Raw genomic sequence first — 18,378 nt, 5'->3', positions numbered from 1 at the left:
TTCAGAAATTAATCAAAATAATTTTTCAGGTTTCTTTCATATTTATTAACAGCATTATGGACATCAGCCAAATCAGGCATTGATTCACGCACCCCTTTTTTCTCAATAGAAATAGCGGCAGATAAACTGGCAAACAAAATAATATTTTCTATATGCCAGTTATAATGAACTCCATACGTAAAGGCACCGTGAAAAATATCACCCGCACCGGTGGTATCAATGACATTACAGACAAATGCCGGTGATATTGTCAGCATTCCGTTCTGTAAATAAGCACACCCTTTCTCCCCCAGGGTAATAAATGCCTGCCCCCGCGCGAGCTTATTCAACTCTGTTAATGCTGACTTTAACTGACTGTCAGTTGTGAATTTATCAATTTCAATCAGATCACGGGAGAAATTTTCACTGGCGACCAGGTAATCGGTATATTTAGCCAGATTTAAATTACTTTCTCTCAGTGACCCCGCATCCATTACGACGCGGGCTTGTGGTAATCGCTGAATAATATATTCGCTTAACTCCGGTTCATGACCATCAATTAATATTGTGACCACTTCCCCTTTGTCTTTCTGTGTCAGTTTATTAATTAATTCATCAATCTTATGTTTTTCTTCAAATGTCATGCGCGGTGGCAATGCTGATTTCCGCGTGATAATTGTCCGTGACCCATTTAATTGATTTACTAATACTGATGCAAGCGGAGTGATCATTTCATCATTAAAAATAACATAATCCGTATTTACACCAACATCATGAAACTCATTAATAATTTTCTGACCATAAATATCATTATTAAGGTGTCCGGTATAATAGATATCTTCGCCCCACAGCCCTAATAACCAGGCGGCATTTGCACACGGGCCGCCTCCGCTTTCAATAAAATCCCCGGAGAAATTTTTGGTATTCTCTTCCGGCCAGTGATTAATAAAAAAAGAACTGGTCGAAGCAGGATAAACCGACAGAAATTACTGCCATAACAACTCCTTAATGCCTTTCGTCAGTATCATATTTATTTATGTGCACGGTCTTTTTCGATTAATTCGTCATAACTGAGGGTATCACCAACCACTTTGACTGATTTAAAGGCAAACGGGATTAATAACGCCAGCAATAAGACAAAGCAAATCAGGTAAATCGCAATTTGTCCGAAGTGAGTAAATGCTTCTCCGATAACAATACCCCAGACCGCAAAGTCAAAGTCTGCGAATGTACTATTTTCAAAACCGAGATTACCCAATGCCGGTAATAACATCGCCGGTAAGAATGCCAGGAAAATACCGCCAATAAAGGATGCAATAATACAGCCCTTTTTCCCGCCCAGTTTGTCGGCGAAAACACCGGATGTACCACCACAGAAGAAATGCGGCACCATGCCCGGGATAATCAGCGCCATACCCAGACCACCGAGCATCAGCATACCCACCAGTCCGCCGATAAAGGAGCTGATAAAACCAATAACCACGGCTGTCGGGCTGAAAGTAAAGAAGACCGCACAGTCAACAGCCGGAATAGAATTCGGAATAAGCTTCTGGCTGATCCCCTGGAATGCAGGCACCAAATCACCCAAAATTAAGCGGACACCGCTGTAGACAATCGCCACCCCGACAGCAAATTGCAGACCGGTAATAATGGAGAAGATAACCATGTTTTGTTCAGTAATAGTGCTGATATAGCCGGAGCCTGCCACAATACTGCACACCAGATAGATAACGACCATAACAATACCGGTAGTGACTGTGGTATCGCGCAGGAAGCCCCATTTTTCTGAGATTTCAGTATCGGCAAATGAGTCTTCCGCTTTACCGACTTTGCCCGCAATCCACGCTGACAGGTAATAGCCGAGCGACCCGAAGTGTCCCATCGCTATTCCGCCGTCTTCTGTCACCCGTTTGGTATAACGCTGCCCGATAGCCGGAGAGATAGCAGACCATGAACCCAGCAGGAAACCGCCGATAAGCACCATTTCCCAGCCTTTAAAGCTCGCCGCCTGTAATACCGCAGAAAATAAGCAGGCTAAAAAGAAAGAGTGATGCCCGGTTAAAAAGATATATTTATATTTGGTCAGTCGTGCAATTGCGAGGTTAAAAATAAATCCGAGTAATAAAATACTCATGGTTTCCACACCCAGTACTTTCTGGGCAACAGAAACTATCGCTTCATTATTCGGAATAACGCCACGGATATTAAATCCGGCTTCAATAATACCACCGAGCGGGTTCAGGTTTGCCACAATAACACCGGCACCTGCACTCAGCATTAAATAACCAAGAATGGGTTTTAATGTACCGGTTAATAATTTATTAACCGGTGATCGTAATGCCAGCAATCCCACCAGGGAAATAATACCCATAAGGAAAGCAGGCTGACTGAATATCTCAGTCAGAAATGAGAGAATATAAGTCATATTTTAATTCCTGTAAAAGAAATGAACTATGCCCGACATCATTCAGGATGCAGGCTGGCTGAATACAGCCAACAAACCTGCAATTTGAAGGAATAAGGAGATATCAGGACTGACTCAGTTTAAGTAAAGCCTCTTTAATATCTTCCGCAATTTTTGCTTTATGAACATAACTACGAATTACGGCAACCTGGCAGTGAGCCGGAAATTGCGAGGCCAGTTCTTTAATCGTGACATATAAATCTGCTCTTTCACCAACGGCATTAGCAAAATCAACTGATGCCACATCGGCTTTAATCCCCATCTCCTCACAAATTTTCTTTACATTATTGGCAGCCATTAATGAACTACCGATACCATTGCCGCATACGGTTCTTATTTTAATCATACTGTCCTCTCTATCGACATCCGGATAAAATGTAAAATCTGTTCTTTATTATTTTCTTTTACAAATTCAGTAATATTATTTTCAATAAGGTCGGCCACCGTCTGAATCAGATGAATATGGGTGTCCGGGTCCGTTGCGGTAATCGCAATAATAACGTTTACCGGATCAAATTCTTCATGATGAAACACCAGCGGCGTTCCGGTTACCACAACAGAAAATGCCGTTTTTAACGCGCCTTTTTCCGGTCTTGCGTGTGGCATCGCCACACCGGTATCCAGAACAATAATCGAACCAAATTCATGATAAACGCGGATCATCTCCTCAATATAATCATGATTACAGGCTCCGGCCTGATATAGCAGCCCTCCGGCGTAACGTATTCCCTCCTCCGCTGAGGTAAAATGCTGATTCAGGGATAACAGCTTACTGTCGAAATAAATCTCCAAAACCGCACTCCTGATATGATTTTTCTTATTTTTAAAGATGACCTAAATATGTGTAAATAAGTAGCGATACGGATCACATTCCCGTTTTAAAAATGTGAGCACGATCTCGTTTGCCCGAAATAGCGCTTTATCGTTTAAAGCAAAATATAATGCAGTAAATTCATTATGTTATTTTTTTTCAGTGATTTCGTTTGTTTTTATTTTCATGCCGGAATATGTGGCTTAACTCATATTTACGCTTATAAAAATGAGTCTTACATCACGTTTATATAGCTGCTGAATGATGAGATTGGGAGGAAGATCAAATCAGAGGTCTGAATCGCCGGAATTTTAACCGACGCCGGAAAATAACCAAAAATAAGGGCAACATCTGTGGTTGCCCTTATTCATAATATGCCGTGACAGATGGTCAGATTACTGCGCTGTTACCCAGAACGTCCCAGCGCCACTGATTGCTGTAAACCGCTGATGAAATGAGATAATTTCCGCCTGTGGATTCATATCACTGAATGCCTGCGGGTGGAAAAATGTCGCCAGTGCCTCTGCGGCAAAAATATTCAGCGGGCTGTTATAAAAGTTATGGTAAATCGCCATCACTCTGTGCGATTTTACCGCGTCCAGTGACGCAAGCCCCTGCCGGTTCATCAGCGCGTTCATCTCTGCCCGTGCCGGTTCAGGCTGTACACCGTAACCAAGACTTACCGCCTCTGAGCGCCGGTTATATTGTTTCCAGTCAGCACCGGTCAACACATAAAACTGCGGGTTGAGATGCAGGATATTCTCTGTGTTACTTTCTGCGCCGTTTGCCGGTATTGATTCACTGACCAGATTATTTCCACCCGCTAATGCCGCTAACTCACCAAAACCGGTGCGCCCGTACAGCTTGCAGCACTCATTACCGAATAACCCGGCATTGCTTTCAATCAATACAGTGGCGGCCTGCTCCGGCAGTCGTTTGCGTAACGCCGCCAGTTTCAGCTGATAATATTCCGTGAATGCGTCAGCCCGGTCCTGCGTGTCAAATAACTCACCGAGGATCTGAATACTCTTCGGCGTGTTTTCTGTCATATCACTGCGAAAATCAATAAAAATCACAGGGATCCCGGCAGCTTCCAGTTGCGGCAGCAGATTGGAACTTTTCATCAGCCCGTAAGACGATTTATGCATCAGCACCGCATCCGGAGAGAGTGCCAGCAGATTTTCCACCACAAACGTACCGTCTTTGCTCTTAGGCAGAACCGGCAAACGCGCCAGTTCCGGCATCACATCCAGATACGCGGCTTCCAGATCCGGCGCATAGTGTGCCAGCGTATCACTCCATCCGCTGAGAGAAGAAAGGTGATTCTTTCCGGCAGCTATATCCACCGCCAGAATATCGCGGGCATCTGCCAGAAACAGCCGTTTTACCGGGGTATTCACTGCAACCGGGCGGCCCTGTAAATCTGTGATTATCCGGGTCTGAGCCTGTGCTGCCACGCTCAGGACCAGGGTTACAACCAACAACAATATACGCATAGAAAGAGTCTCAGAATGTTACCTGATAATTAAGTGCAAATGTCCGGCCGCGCCCTTTGTAGCTGTAAAGCTCCGGTGCGCCGTATGCCGGGCTGTAGAGGATAGGTGCGCGCTGTCCCCAGACCGTGGTGTAATCTTTATCCAGCAGGTTTTCGACAGCAAAGCTGACTTTACCGACCGGTAACAGATAACTGCCAAGGAAATCGACGGTGTTATACCCATCCAGTTTTTGTCCGTCCGCATCCGTCAGGTTGAATGACTGCTGGCTTTGCAGACGCAATGTCCAGTCATCCGGCTCCCATCCGACATAGGCGGTTACTTTTGACGGGCTGGCGAATTTTACACTCCATTTCTGCCATTGATCATCCGTTTTTGTCTCAGATTTGATCAGATTGAAATTTGATCCCACACGCCAGTCAGTATCAGCAATAAAATAATCCACCGCACCTTCCACACCATAAATCCGGCGTTTGTCATCTTTCAGGAAGATAGTCATGTCTTTCTTATTAATGTCATAACTGCTGTCAGACAGTGAATAATAGGCCGCTAACTGGCTTTGCAGGCTGTCACCGGTGTAACGCCAGCCCAGTTCAAATGAGTTAACTTTAATCCCTTTAACCCGCGTATCATTAATATTCACACTATTGAGCAGCGGATAATGTCCGTTAACTGAACTGCCATACGTGCCGGTACCATAAAACTTGGCAATATCAGGAATTTCAAAGCCTTGTGAGAAATTAAACCAGGTTTGCTGTGTATCGGTGATATTCACCAGCACACCGGCATTAAATAACAGGTTGTTGTAATCCGTTTCTCCGCCCGGAATCGCATCCGCAGACGTCGCTTTTCCTTCCGCGATCAATTGCTGCTGCTGATAACCGACAAAATCATCCACTTTGTTTTTAGTGTACTGATAACGCATACCGCCGCTCAGTGTCACCCACGGATTAATGTCATAACTGCTTTGCAGGAAAGCCGCCATATTAGTCGTGGTATAGCCCGGATAGCGCCCGGTGTTATACGCCGAATCCAGCGTCAGTCCGTTACTTTCTTTTGCTTTTTCCAGATTGAAAAACTTCTGGTTGGCACTGAATTTTTCATGCTCGGCATCTGCGCCGTAAGTCAGTGTCAGGTTATCGAGTGGCTTACTGTTAAAGGTAATTTTGCTGCCGTAGAAATCTGTTTTCTGTTCAGATGCACTGATGCTGCTCACCACATAATCCGGCTTTTTACCGCCGAGCGCCGGAAAAGGATAGAAGGTCTGCGTTTCATCGCGGTAATAAACCTGTGCCACCAGATCCTGTCCGAGCACATCCTGATTACTGTATTGCAGATTCACCAGATGACGTTTGGTACCGGGTATCCGGTCTGAATCCAGCTTATCACTGTTATGCGCCGACCCTTTGCCGAGCACGGCAGAGAAATCTTTGCCAAGGTCAATCCCATGCTTACCGTCTGATTCACTGTTGTAATATTGCGCCATCAGCTCCAGCTTCTGGTTTTCATCAATATTCAGTGTCCCGGAACCCATCACATCCAGACGATCAGAATACTGAAGTCCGGTCTGCGTGTTATCAATCAGCACTTCATTGCCTTTGCCATCATACCAGCCGCCATAGCGCTGGTACGCAACCGACATCCGCCCGGTCACCTGCTCATTTCCGCCGCTGACGGCCGCCGCCACATTTTCATCATGATCAGAACCATTATGAAAACCACTTTTGCCGCCAATCTGCACTTCAACCTGTTTTTCTGCCTGCCCTTTTTTGGTCACGATATTAATCAGACCGCCGCTGCTGCCGCCGCCATACAAAGAAGTTGCGCCGGAAATTACTTCTATATGATTAATATTGAACGGGTCAATGGAATCAAGCTGGCGGCTGTCACTGCGTGATGAATTCAGGCGAACACCATCCACCATCACAATCATTGAGCGCCCGCGCATATTCATACCGTAGTTTGTCCGTCCCTGTCCGCTGACACTCATCCCCGGGATCAGTTGCGCCAGAATATCTTTCAGCTCTTTGCCACCCTCCGCCTGTTGGGCTATATCCGCATTATCAATAACCCAGGTAGTCTGCGCCATTTCTGCGACCGTCCGGTAACCCCGCGTGGCAGATACCACAATCGGCTCATCAGCGCCCGGTGATTGTGCCGCCAGCAGCGGAGGAGGCGTGAGAACTGTCAGGCAGGGCGTGAGCAGCCAAAACGAACGAATACGCATGTCATAATTCCTGTGAGAATAAGTGAGGATCAATAGGGCATCATTTGGACGTAAATAATATTGACTGAGAATGATTATCACAAGAAGAAATATTCGCCCTGATGATTTATCTGCTGTATTCATGCAAAGTGTATTATTGTGCAGTTGGGTATCCCGGATACCTGCGGGTCTATCCCACCTGAATACAGGCGTATAATCATCACAAAATAAGGAGACCCCCATGCGGGCGGCGGACTATCTGAGACTCACACTGTTGGCGGCAATCTGGGGCGCCAGTTTTCTTTTTATGCGGGTGGCAGCTCCGCAGTTAGGCGCCGTCAATACGGCATTTTTGCGCGTGTTTTTCGGCTGTGCCGGTCTTGCGGTAATCCTGCTGGTCATGCGCCGGGCACTCCGGTTTGACGGAAAACTTAAATCGATATTATTACTGGGTGTGATTAACTCCGGCATTCCTTTCTTTATGTATTGCCTGGCGGCGCAATGGCTGCCCGCCGGTTACTCGGCAATCCTCAATGCCACCACACCTCTGATGGGCGCGTTGATTGGCTTTGCTTTCTTTTCAGAAACCCTGACTCTGCGAAAATGGCTGGGTGTGTTGCTGGGCCTAATCGGCATAGTCGTCATCACCACGGTGGGTGAAAGTCAGACCTCCGCGTATTTGCTGTGGGGGGTTCTCGCATGTCTGACAGCAACTGCCTGTTACGGGTTTGCCGGTTTCCTGACGCGCCGCTGGATAAACGACAAAGGCGGGCTGGATGCCAAACTGGTCGCATTTGGCAGCCAGTTGGGTGCCACACTCTTCCTGCTGCCGTTTTTTGGTTTTTCAGTCACAACCGGACCGGACATTAACTGGGCGCAGCCGATGGTCTGGGGCAGTGTCATTGCCGTCGGGCTGCTGTGTACCGCGATAGCTTATATTCTCTATTTCCGGTTGATTGCCGACATTGGTCCGATGCGCTCACTGACAGTGACATTTATGATCCCGCCATTCGGTATTCTCTGGGGATATCTGGTGCTTGATGAAACGCTCAGTCCGAATTTTTTCTTCGGCGCATTAATTGTCAGTGCTGCCGTCTGGCTGCTGGTCAGTCAGGGAAAAAAACGAAAAAACGCTGACAGTGCAGCAGCGGTAAAATAAACCAGGTGCCGGTGTTTCCGGCACCTGTCTCTTACTGTTATATCTGCTTACCAGTCCCGTTCCGTGATCAACGTCTCCGGATCGGCATCTTCAAAACCATAGGCACAGGCAATAATATAAAAAGAATTACCGATAGACTCACGGGCAACGGTTTCAATCTCGCTGCCCGCTTCACCAAATGCCTCCTGCAAATCATTAAACTCTTCTGTCGCCCGCGCTGTCAGTACATACAGTGCCGCCAAATCCGCCGGCGGGTTACTTTCCAGGGTTTCACACAAACGCAGCAAAATATCCTCCCCCTGCTTTACCAGATGATCCGGAAAGTAGCTGTCGTTATACATATCATGTAAGAGTTTGGCGTTCAGAATAGCCGGGTTAGTTACGGGCATTGCGGTGTCCTTGTAAATTTCTTAAAAAATAATCGTTTCACCTTTTCTTATACTACATTCCATTTTAATTTTCCCGGGTTTTAAAATAATGGAAAAACTCTGTACTAATTATTATCCGGGATAATAAAGTGATTACATGAAACTAAACAGAGTGTGCTTGTGGTTTTTTATTCTGAAAATAAAAAATACGACAGAGTAATAAAAAAAATCATTTTATGAAATAACCCTGAAAGTGTCCGGAACAATTTGAAATCCGGGGCCCTGCTTCAGACCAGACCGGGTCAACATCTTCACCTGTGCATGAACAAAGGACACAACGAATATTGGCATGAAAAAATAGAAAAATCACTAAGTTATAAGATGATGCTGCATTTTACCTGTGGTGTGATTTTCCGGAATAAAACTCTACCGGTGCAATTTCTGCATCAGCGGACGTTCACAAAACTCAGCACGGGATACTGAATCATAACAACATGATATTATTATGATTTAGTTCAAATATTTAGTTAAAATTGATTTTTATTGTTATTGGTTGTTTATCATTAAGTTTGAAATTAAGATGTCTGGTGTTAGTGTTAAATCTTGTTTTTGTAATTTAAAAAGGAATAAAATACAGCGCAATGCTAAAAAAAACATATTTTAGAATAAAACATTATATTTCACGAGTCACTTGCCGATATTCCTACTTACATTTAATTATAGTTATTACTATAATATGTAAAATCCAATTCAGTGTGAATAAAAAAAATCTGGTTATAAATAACCAGAGTTTCTCTTTTATCATTTATAAAAAAAAGGTCAATATGTTAATACAATTCAATTAATGTATTACATTGTTAAATGATTCATTCATCTTTTAATGACTAATTGATATATAAATTTAGTGAAATAATATTAATGTTATTCCGTTGCCTTTATATGCAAACACTCTTCTGCCTGTTGTCTATTCAGAACAGACAGACGTACTTACCCTTAATAAATATGAGGTTTATTATGTTTTTTTTCAAAAAAAAGTAATTTCTGCTGCTGTTCTGACTGGTCTGATGGTATCTACTGCTGCATTTGCCGCTGGTGAAGCGTCTAAACAAGGGGCAACCGTCACCTTTAAAGCGCAGTTACGTGACGCTGCATGTGATGTCTCTTCAACCACCGAAGGTGACACCGTTGATTTCGGTATCTTTACTATTGATAAACTGGGTGCAGCCGCTGCTGACACTCAGATTGGGGTAACCAAAGATTTTAGTCTGGTGCTGACTAACTGCTCTAAAGCTGCTGATCCTGCAAAAGTATTTGTTTATGCTGACGGTCAGGCATCAAATTACTCTCAGAAATATTTTGCGAATAAAGCAGCACAGTCTCTTGCTGTTCAGATTTTCTATGGTGCTGATGCAGCAACAGGAACTACTCTTATTCCGAATCAGGCTACTCAATTAGCAGACATTACCAAAGTGTCAGAAGGAACAAACGCATCAATTCCGTTAAAAGCTAATTTAATACTGACCCAGGCAGCTGATGCTGCGAAAGCAGAAGTTATGAGTGTACCGGTAACTTTCAGCGTAGCATATAACTAATAAAATAAGATATATGTAACACTCAGAGGCTTGAAAAAGCCTCTGTATATTATTTTCCATATAGGTATAAATAAAAATGTTTTCAATTAAAAAAGAAATATTATCAAAAATAAAAAATCATATTTTTTTTATAATGTTTTTATTTATATCGTTGCCTGCTTTCCCGGCCGGCGTCAGCCTGAACGCCACTCGCCTGGTATACCCACAGGAGAGTAAGAGTATTGCAGTTTCGGCCCGAAACAATACAGATATTAATTTTTTTATCTAAATTTAGTGTGACTAATGATGACAATGTACCTTCACCATTATTCAGTGTTTCACCTCCTTTAGTTAAAGTCCTGAAAGGAACAAATCAGGAGGTTCGTATTTATGCAAATACATCATCTTTACCTACCGATCGTGAAACCGTTTTTTATCTGCATGCTGTTATGATACCAGCAGCCAGCAGCAGTACTAAAAGTAACGCATTGAGTATAGCCTACGATAATATTATTAAAATATTTTACCGGCCGGGTAATCTTAAAATGTCACCTGAGGAGGCGTACCCTCAGTTGGCAGTCAACGCAACCTCTTCAGGTATTACAGTCGCAAACAATTCGCCATATTATATTTCCCTTAACCGCCTGGTGTTAAACGGTATCAAAGTTGATTTAAGTATGGCTAAAAAAAAATACAATGATCCCGCCATTTGATTCGCTCAGTTACTCCGTACCGGTAAATGCCCGTAAAGGAATTGCAGAATGGACGGTCATTAATGATTTAGGAGGAGATAATGAGTTTAGTGCACAGATTCACTGATGCGATCTCAGTTTTCTACCTTCAGGCAATGGTACTTATCCTGATAGGCCCGGGTCTGTCCGGTATAACTCATGCGGAAACCTTTACGGTAACCGGAACCATCACCCGTGGCTCCTGTGTTGTTAACATGGCTGACAAAGAAGTTTTATTTACTGAATTAGTTGAAACCCGAAGACTGAAAACAGATACCAGTGATACCACCTATACAGTGCCATTTACATTCCGGTATGCGTGTTCGGGGTTTGATGTATCATCCGGGAAACCGGTACAGATGATAAAAATAACCCCGGCAAACGGAACCCGGATCAGTACAGATAATAAGATATTTCCTGATTCAAACCAGCAGAACGCAGGATTTGTACTGAGACAGTGTAACCAGGATAAAACGGGCTGTCAGCTTGTCACGTTTCCTTCATCTGTTGCAGGAGTCTCGTCTGTTGTGACACACAATGGTGAACTGGAGACTCAATTTGAAGTCAGTATCGTTAAAATCAGTGAGCTGCCGGCGCAGTCCGGAGATCTGGTTGCTGCAATTGATTTAACACTTATTCAGCCGTAATCATAAAGAAACATGATAATGAAAAAATATCTGCTTATGATCACTATATCATTATTATCCTTTTGGACCGGGATGCTTCCGGCGGCTGATAATGCAGAATTTACATTTAATGTGAAGGTACTGGCTAATACTTGTGAAATTACTGTGGAAGGAACCGCTGTCAACATGGTGGATTTTGGAAGTATACCACTTGAAAAATTCAAAACGGATGCGGCAGCCGGTAATATAAAAAAAAGATTTTATTGTCAAACTGGTGCGATGTAAAAATAATAATTTCACAAACAATAAGATATTAATCTCCGGAAATTATATTAATGATGGATACCTGGACTCTCCTGAAAATAAAAACTTCGCGGTGAGAATATCAGATAAAAACAATGCCAAACAGTCAGATGATGTATTTTTTACTAAGGTAAAAAAATACGATGTGGAGCGGTTTCACATCCGCATCTGCTACAAAAACATTTACAGCCTATCTGATGTGCAGAAATGGTATTGCTGACTGTTCTGCATCAGCAGAAAACGTGGGTAATTTTAAAGCTACAGTTACACTGACCTACATGGTCGATTAAGCAACTATAGTGAATTCAGGATATTATTTATGCGAAATATAGTACTGGTAATTTTTCTGTCACTGCTGGTCCAGACCGTATCTGCCGGAGGTATCGGTCTGAGTAAAAGCCGGATTATTTTTTCAGCTACAGAAAAAAATCAAACAGTTGATATTAATAATGGCAGTGATAAACCATACCTGATCCAGGCCTCTGTTATCCAAACACCGGAAGGAGCACCGAGCGAATCGTTTATCATTTCGCCCCCTTTATTCCGGCTTAATGCCAATAGTGATTATTCGGTCAGAATAATACCCAAAAGCACCGATAAATTACCGAAAGATAAAGAATCCATTTTTTATTTAAAAGTCCGGGCTATTCCGGCTTTAAATACCAGCAAAAATAATACCCCCGGGGCTGATTTAGTTTTCGTCACCTCCATTGTCGTTAAACTACATTACCGGCCTGCTACATTACCAGCACCAGAACAGCCTGTTTTTGAAAAAATAACATTAGTTAAAAATAATCAGGGCTGGAACATTTATAATCCGACACCTTATTACCTGACTGTGACCAACCTGACGGTAAATCATCACCCTCAACCCGGTAGTATTCTGATGTCCCCGTCAGGTCTGCAAAAAATAGATAGCACGGCTGATATTCAGCAGGCTGACTGGCAAGTAATTAATGATTTCGGCGGTCGCTCAGAAACGATTCATTTTCAGCCCGCTTATCAGAAAAATAATATGCCGGTCGCAGCAGAATGATTTTGTCGGATTGAGTGATGTCACCTATTGCAATTCCTTATGAAAGATAAAAAGGTACAAGGAATGAAATGCTCAAAATTCAGGATCTGTCTGTTATCCTCACTGATATGTTGGTCTTTTTATTCCTACAGTGACGATTATTTTGATCCGGCTATGTTGGATAGTCAGTTAGGTATAGACCCGACGCAGGTTGACCTCTCACAGTTTGCAAAAGATGACAGTATACCAACGGGTAAATTTGCTATTAATATACAGGTCAACCGGAATAACCTTGGGGATCAGGTGATAACCTTTGTGCCTGACGCTGATGGAAAAACCGTTCCCGAACTCACCCCTGCCCTTCTGGAAAGCTGGGGAGTCAACATTAAAGCAATAAGTCAGCTAAATATTCTGCCGCCGGATACTGTCATTCTGAATTTGCCGGCATATGTCCCGGATTCCGGGATACAGGTAAATATCGCAGATTTAACAATGAAGATCAGTATCCCGCAGATAGCAATGACAGATAAAGCTGAAGGATTTATTGACCCGTCATTACTGGACGACGGGATCCCCGCGATGTTTCTCAGTTACTTCGTCAGCGGCAGCCGGAACCGGAATGATACACCGGGGGGCGCAGCTGATACTAATGATACGGCATTTGCCACTGTTCAGTCCGGTATCAATCTGGGCGCCTGGCGGGCCCGCTCCACGGGTTCTTACAGCCGGAGCCGGGTGTCAGGAAATACGATAACTGATACAAATTTCAGCAATACCTACATCACGCGGGCATTCCATCAGCTCCGCTCAGTTCTTACACTGGGCGAGTCGGTTTCATCTTCTGATGTGTTTGACAGCATTCCGTTCCGGGGCGGAAAACTCGGCTCTGATGAACAAATGCTGCCGGCCAGCCTGCGCGGGTTTGCCCCGGAAGTCAGCGGGATTGCAACGTCCAATGCGCGGGTGACTGTCAGACAGAATGGCTATGTGGTTTATCAGACTTATGTGGCTCCCGGCCCGTTCAGCCTGAAAGATATCTCTCCGTCCGGCAATACCGGTGACCTGGATGTGACCGTTACAGAAGAAAATGGAACGGAGAAAACATTTACCATTGCATTTTCCTCATTACCGGTGATGTTGCGCCCCGGAGGAATTAAGTATGAGGTTGTCGCCGGGCAGTATGATGGCGGAATTACGCAGGGAAGCAAAAAAAGTACCTTTGCCAGTGCCACAGGTATCTACGGTCTGCCGGGCAACGTAACGTTATACGGTGGTGTTCTGGCGGCGGAAAGTTATCTTTCGGCCGCCGGAGGTGCAGGTATTTCACTCGGTGTCTTCGGTGCGCTTTCTGCTGATATCACGCATGCATCAGCGGAACTTGGCGGCGATACCGGCCAGAGAAAGGGACAGTCATTCCGCCTTCGCTATTCGAAGAGTATGACGACCACCGGAACCTCGGTGGATTTGACAGCACTGCGTTATTCGACGCGGGATTATTTCAGTTTTGCTGATTTTAATAACCATGATTACCGGTTAAAAGACGGTGTATCCCCCTGGCTGAACCAGCGTCAGCGCAGCAGCTTTACAACTTCATTATCTCAGTCTCTCGGAGATTACGGTAACCTTTATCTGTCCGGCAGCATTTATGACTTCTGGGGCTCAGACAGCGAAGTGAGACAGATTTCAGCCGGGTATAATGGTTCTTATAAATCAGTAAGTTATTCTCTTAACTACAGTATTGATCGAATCAAATCAGAAAACAGCTGGCCGGAAAACCGGCAGTTTAGTGTGAATATCAGCGTACCGTTCAGTATTTTTTCTAATAACACGCTGGTCCGGGGTATAAGCAGCACTTATACCTACTCACAGGATAATAATGGCCGGGTTAACCAGCAGGCCGGCTTGTCCGGCTCAGCCCTGGATAACCGTTTCACATACGGGATTTCGCAGAGCTATGCCAATAAAGGGCAAGGCAACAGCGGCAATGTGTATACCAACTACTCCGGCAGTAAAGGAACGGCCTCACTCGGGTATAACTACAGTAAAGATTACCGGTCCGTTAACGGGAGTGTGGGAGGAAGTCTGGTGATACATTCAGGCGGAATTCTGGCAGGTCAGAGTCTGGGCAGCAGTCTGGCCATTATCGAGGCACCGGGGGCGGACGGAACACATATCAGTAATCAGAAGAGTGTAATAAATAGCGGAGGTTATGGATTATATCCGTATGTTTCTCCGTACAATGCCAATATTATCAGTCTGGATGTCAATACGTTGCCGGATAATGTGATGCTGAATGAAACCACCAAAACAGTTTACCCGACCGCTGGTGCAATCGTTAAGGCTAAATTTAATACCAAAGTCGGGTATCAGGCTATTATTAACCTGAAACTTCGTAATGGTACGATGCTGCCGTTCGGTGCGGTGGCCACACTGGCGGACAGTGATACCGGTGAAGAAAATACAGGTATTGTCGGTGATAATAACCAGCTGTTTATGAGTGGTTTGCCGGAGTCCGGCAATCTGTATATCGGTTGGGGTAACGGGCAGAAACAACAGTGCCGTGTAACCTTTACTGATATCGGAAAATTACCGGTTTCTCAGGGGCAGCCGATCCGGATATTTGACGCCGTGTGTGAGTAATTCTGCGGGTATCTTATCTGAACAGGTGAGTTCCGGAGCATAGTAATAAATGGTAATAAACAGCTGAATACTATTTTCAGGTATAACAGGCAGAACAAATGAATAAAATATATAAACGACTGGCTGCATTATTGTGTATCACCGGCTCTGTTCTATCACAGGGTACCGTATTCGGAGCAACTAATTTCGGCACAATGAACCTGACACTAAACGGTGAAGTTGATCTGGCTAAAACACCGAACCCTGCGACGGCTCATTACCTGGAGGGAACACTGACCGGGACAACATCGATGACCCTTACGACCGCATACAACACAAAAAACGATACATGGTTAAGTATATTTACGTTAACTGGCTTATCCGGCAATAATTCATCGTGTTCGGGTGGAAGAAATATTTTTGGCGCCATTCCCGGCACAAATAAAAAAGGGTTAGAGCTGGTAAACAGCACTAATCCTGCTGTAAAAGCCTATGTTATACCCACATTACAATACACTACTATTATTGGTAAAGACCACTCGGAAGGATGGACTATGTCAGGGCTTTTTTTTAGCCCGCCAACGGGGAGTGGTGCTGCATCATCTGATAATTCGTATACCTGTTTTTATCCGTCTGGTAAATCTGTGCCACCAACCTGGTCTAAACAAATGATGATATACGATAAAGTCCAGTATCCTATTTATTTCTCCCGTCCGGTAGCGTCAGGGGCACTAAAATATACCGGTGCACCACTGTACATTACAACGGAAGGTGCAATTGAGGCGGCAAGAGGATATTTAAAAGTTAACGTATCTACAAATGTTAATATAATGTCGACGTGTCAGATAAGTAACGTCACTAACAACAATATAGATGTTAATATGAGCCTTACAAATGAGGTAATTACGGAATCATCATTAACATTTAATTGTACGGGGGATGGACAATATCCCGTGTATTTATCAGCTCGTATTACTGAGGGTACTGCCGACAGCACTAACCCGACCCGTTTATTACTGAAAAATATAGCATCATCCTCCGTTACTAAAAGGCCATGGGTTATGGGTAAAACATTTCTGAATGGTATCAGTCCGGCATTAACGTGTCAGGATACCAATAGTGACGGGCTTATTAAGTTTAATGGTCAGGAAACAGCATTACCATTAAAAGCCACCAGTGATCAGCTATATCACCTCGGTATCAAGTGGGCAATTTGTTCTGACGATACCGTGCCGGCCGGGAATTACAGAGGAAAAACTGTAATAAGCATTTATACCAGAATGTAATTAGCGGCTAACCCGCTAACAGGAGTAATAGTGCAAAAAATTACAGGATATTTATTTTTATTTCTGATGTTGCTTTTTTCAGCTTCAGTATACAGCCAGTCAGAAAATAATATTTTATTTTCTTTAAAAAGACATACTTATGTTGAGGGTGATAAAAGTATTTCGATTGGTCTCAGAAACGGAGAAAATGAGCCTTATCTGGTTCAGACAGGGGTAGCTGAACTGGATATACGCAGCGGCACTGATCAACTGACAGAAAACAGTAAAAACATCCCGTTTATAGTTATTCCTCCCCTGTATAAAATCATGCCGGATTCTTATTATGACTGGCGTATTATCTTCTCATCTGAGAATAATTCTTTACCAAAAGATAGAGAATCAGTGTATCTGACTAAGTTTTTATTTATCCCCTCCTCTCAGAAAAATGAAAGTGATAAAACAAAGATGTCTGTTATGCGATCATTTGTCTTTAAAATATATTATCGACCAAAAAATATTGAATCATTAAAAATAAACGATATTCAGGATAAAATTTCATTCCATCGCCGGGAAAACACTCTGCTGGTAAAAAACGACTCTCCAATCTTTGTTACATTTGATACATTACGTATCAATTCAAAAGACATTGATAGCCGGGAATTATTCAAACCGGTACCGCCATTGTCTGAGCAGATATTTAATCTGCCACAAGGCATACCTGAAAATAATCAGATTGAATGGAAATTACTTGATGAATACGCATTTCCACTGGATAAAAATACCAGCAAAGCAACATCATTATAAATAAGAGAGCATGGGAATTCTCGGATAGCCATAGAATAACCTTATCTACAGAGGCAGAATATTTCACAGGCCAGACGAATACTGATATCTCTGACCGCCACAGCATTCTGATCCAGCAGTCGGAGCTGTCGCGTTAATTTAATATCATGGTTAAATGACGTTTATATTCGGCAATATTCTGTTCAACAGCCGGCTCTTTGATAACATCATTGACCATAAATGTCTTTAACTGAGACATTCCGAGAAACTGCTGTGATTTATGGAAGGCAAAATACACACCGTCAACACCTCTGCCGTCAAAAAAATTGCCGAATTCATTAAAGGCTTCTTCCGGTGCATTCCAGGTCACTGATAACATATATTTCTTACCCTGTAATAACCCGCCGGTTCCGTATTGTTTTTTAGGATCACGACGAGTACGTCCGTCATTTTCATATAATTCCCCATGACCGGCTGTATATATATCATCCATGTATTTTTTTTACTTTCCATGGCATCATCATCCACCAGCCCGGCATCTGGTATACGATGACATCTGCCCATATAAATTTATTAATCTCTTCATCTGTGTTATAGCCTTCATCAACCTGTGTTTCCTTAATATTATGACCAGATGCGGTTAAATGAGCTGAGGCAATATCATGTAAAGTCCGGTTAAGCTGACCGGAGGAATGACCAAAGACCTGCCCGCCGTTAATAAGTAATATATTCATCACTCACTCCTTAATTTAAATAACTGATAATATGATGCTGTTTCATGCCCCCTATTAGCTGCATGGATAAAGCATATCACACAGGTATCTGTGATTATTGCTCTTTTGAGAAAAGTCTATTGTTCCATTGAGGCTTTTTGTCACCTGTATAACGCAGTATTCTTTTTCACCATCAGGCCTTATCCGGATCGTAAAGATAAAAAATTAGAATTCAGACAGGATTCAAAAAGCAGAAGGTGCTTCCGGTTACA

At 43.4% G+C, this 18,378-nt stretch carries 16 protein-coding genes and 2 pseudogenes; 10 read left to right on the top strand and 8 right to left on the bottom strand.

The genetic code is table 11. The features are described 5' to 3' along the window. Positions 1 to 8 precede the first annotated feature (8 nt). From AYY16_RS11070 to AYY16_RS11045, 6 genes and pseudogenes are all read right to left on the bottom strand, one after another. Positions 9 to 975 (bottom strand): annotated as a pseudogene (locus tag AYY16_RS11070) (carbohydrate kinase family protein). A gap of 34 nt (positions 976 to 1,009) precedes the next feature. Further along, positions 1,010 to 2,404 carry a PTS ascorbate transporter subunit IIC gene (locus AYY16_RS11065; RefSeq protein ID WP_067366229.1) on the bottom strand — a complete coding sequence of 465 codons (1,395 nt, stop codon included), beginning with the start codon at positions 2,402 to 2,404 and terminating at the stop codon, positions 1,010 to 1,012. A gap of 103 nt (positions 2,405 to 2,507) precedes the next feature. Further along, positions 2,508 to 2,789 (bottom strand): PTS sugar transporter subunit IIB, encoded by a 282-nt coding sequence (locus tag AYY16_RS11060; protein WP_067366226.1) that lies wholly within the window; start codon positions 2,787 to 2,789, stop codon positions 2,508 to 2,510. Continuing rightward, the gene (locus AYY16_RS11055; protein WP_067366223.1) at positions 2,786 to 3,235 is read right to left on the bottom strand and encodes a PTS sugar transporter subunit IIA; all 450 of its coding nucleotides are present in this window, start codon (positions 3,233 to 3,235) and stop codon (positions 2,786 to 2,788) included. Before AYY16_RS11055 ends, AYY16_RS11060 begins: the two co-directional genes overlap by 4 nt. 414 nt (positions 3,236 to 3,649) lie before the next feature. Beyond that, positions 3,650 to 4,750: an ABC transporter substrate-binding protein gene (locus AYY16_RS11050; RefSeq protein WP_067366220.1), complete on the bottom strand. Its 1,101-nt coding sequence runs from the start codon at positions 4,748 to 4,750 to the stop codon at positions 3,650 to 3,652. A 10-nt stretch (positions 4,751 to 4,760) separates the two neighbouring features. After that, entirely contained in the window at positions 4,761 to 6,974 is a 2,214-nt protein-coding gene (locus AYY16_RS11045) for a TonB-dependent siderophore receptor (RefSeq protein ID WP_067366218.1), read from the bottom strand. Positions 6,975 to 7,194: 220 nt separating this feature from the next. On the opposite strand from AYY16_RS11045, the gene AYY16_RS11040 reads away from it, so the two are divergent. Further along, positions 7,195 to 8,112: a DMT family transporter gene (locus AYY16_RS11040; RefSeq protein WP_067366215.1), complete on the top strand. Its 918-nt coding sequence runs from the start codon at positions 7,195 to 7,197 to the stop codon at positions 8,110 to 8,112. A gap of 47 nt (positions 8,113 to 8,159) precedes the next feature. Here the strand turns inward: AYY16_RS11040 and AYY16_RS11035 are convergent, their stop codons facing one another. Next, positions 8,160 to 8,501, bottom strand: a complete 342-nt coding sequence (locus AYY16_RS11035; RefSeq protein WP_067366213.1) for a DUF5713 family protein — start codon at positions 8,499 to 8,501, stop codon at positions 8,160 to 8,162. A gap of 908 nt (positions 8,502 to 9,409) precedes the next feature. Here AYY16_RS11035 and AYY16_RS11025 point away from each other — a divergent pair. From AYY16_RS11025 to AYY16_RS10990, 9 genes are all read left to right on the top strand, one after another. Continuing rightward, on the top strand, positions 9,410 to 10,072 hold the full coding sequence (locus AYY16_RS11025; protein WP_082970699.1) for a fimbrial protein: 663 nt from the start codon (positions 9,410 to 9,412) through the stop codon (positions 10,070 to 10,072). A gap of 221 nt (positions 10,073 to 10,293) precedes the next feature. Then, positions 10,294 to 10,764: a fimbrial biogenesis chaperone gene (locus tag AYY16_RS11020; RefSeq protein ID WP_156664995.1), complete on the top strand. Its 471-nt coding sequence runs from the start codon at positions 10,294 to 10,296 to the stop codon at positions 10,762 to 10,764. Next, entirely contained in the window at positions 10,748 to 10,870 is a 123-nt protein-coding gene (locus AYY16_RS21700) for a hypothetical protein (RefSeq protein WP_156664994.1), read from the top strand. The genes AYY16_RS11020 and AYY16_RS21700 overlap by 17 nt, the downstream gene beginning before the upstream one ends. Further along, positions 10,845 to 11,429 carry a fimbrial protein gene (locus AYY16_RS11015; RefSeq protein ID WP_067366200.1) on the top strand — a complete coding sequence of 195 codons (585 nt, stop codon included), beginning with the start codon at positions 10,845 to 10,847 and terminating at the stop codon, positions 11,427 to 11,429. The genes AYY16_RS21700 and AYY16_RS11015 overlap by 26 nt, the downstream gene beginning before the upstream one ends. A gap of 18 nt (positions 11,430 to 11,447) precedes the next feature. Beyond that, a complete protein-coding gene (locus AYY16_RS19780; RefSeq protein WP_082970698.1) occupies positions 11,448 to 11,693 on the top strand; it encodes a type 1 fimbrial protein in 246 nt (81 codons plus the stop codon). Between the two features lie 337 nt (positions 11,694 to 12,030). Further along, the gene (locus tag AYY16_RS11005) at positions 12,031 to 12,747 is read left to right on the top strand and encodes a fimbrial biogenesis chaperone (protein ID WP_067366197.1); all 717 of its coding nucleotides are present in this window, start codon (positions 12,031 to 12,033) and stop codon (positions 12,745 to 12,747) included. Between the two features lie 63 nt (positions 12,748 to 12,810). Beyond that, the gene (locus AYY16_RS11000) at positions 12,811 to 15,366 is read left to right on the top strand and encodes a fimbria/pilus outer membrane usher protein (protein WP_067366194.1); all 2,556 of its coding nucleotides are present in this window, start codon (positions 12,811 to 12,813) and stop codon (positions 15,364 to 15,366) included. Positions 15,367 to 15,464: 98 nt separating this feature from the next. Then, a complete protein-coding gene (locus tag AYY16_RS10995; RefSeq protein ID WP_067366191.1) occupies positions 15,465 to 16,631 on the top strand; it encodes a hypothetical protein in 1,167 nt (388 codons plus the stop codon). A gap of 30 nt (positions 16,632 to 16,661) precedes the next feature. Beyond that, positions 16,662 to 17,414: a fimbrial biogenesis chaperone gene (locus AYY16_RS10990; RefSeq protein WP_082970697.1), complete on the top strand. Its 753-nt coding sequence runs from the start codon at positions 16,662 to 16,664 to the stop codon at positions 17,412 to 17,414. Positions 17,415 to 17,547: 133 nt separating this feature from the next. Here AYY16_RS10990 and AYY16_RS10985 read toward each other — a convergent pair. Further along, positions 17,548 to 18,127 (bottom strand): annotated as a pseudogene (locus tag AYY16_RS10985) (NAD(P)H-dependent oxidoreductase). Between the last annotated feature and the right edge of the window lie 251 nt (positions 18,128 to 18,378).

This window comes from Morganella psychrotolerans (genome assembly GCF_001676155.1).
Lineage (GTDB): Bacteria > Pseudomonadota > Gammaproteobacteria > Enterobacterales > Enterobacteriaceae > Morganella > Morganella psychrotolerans.
The sequence above is the reverse complement of the archived record's forward strand: the minus strand, read 5'-3'. Positions and strand labels throughout refer to the sequence as shown.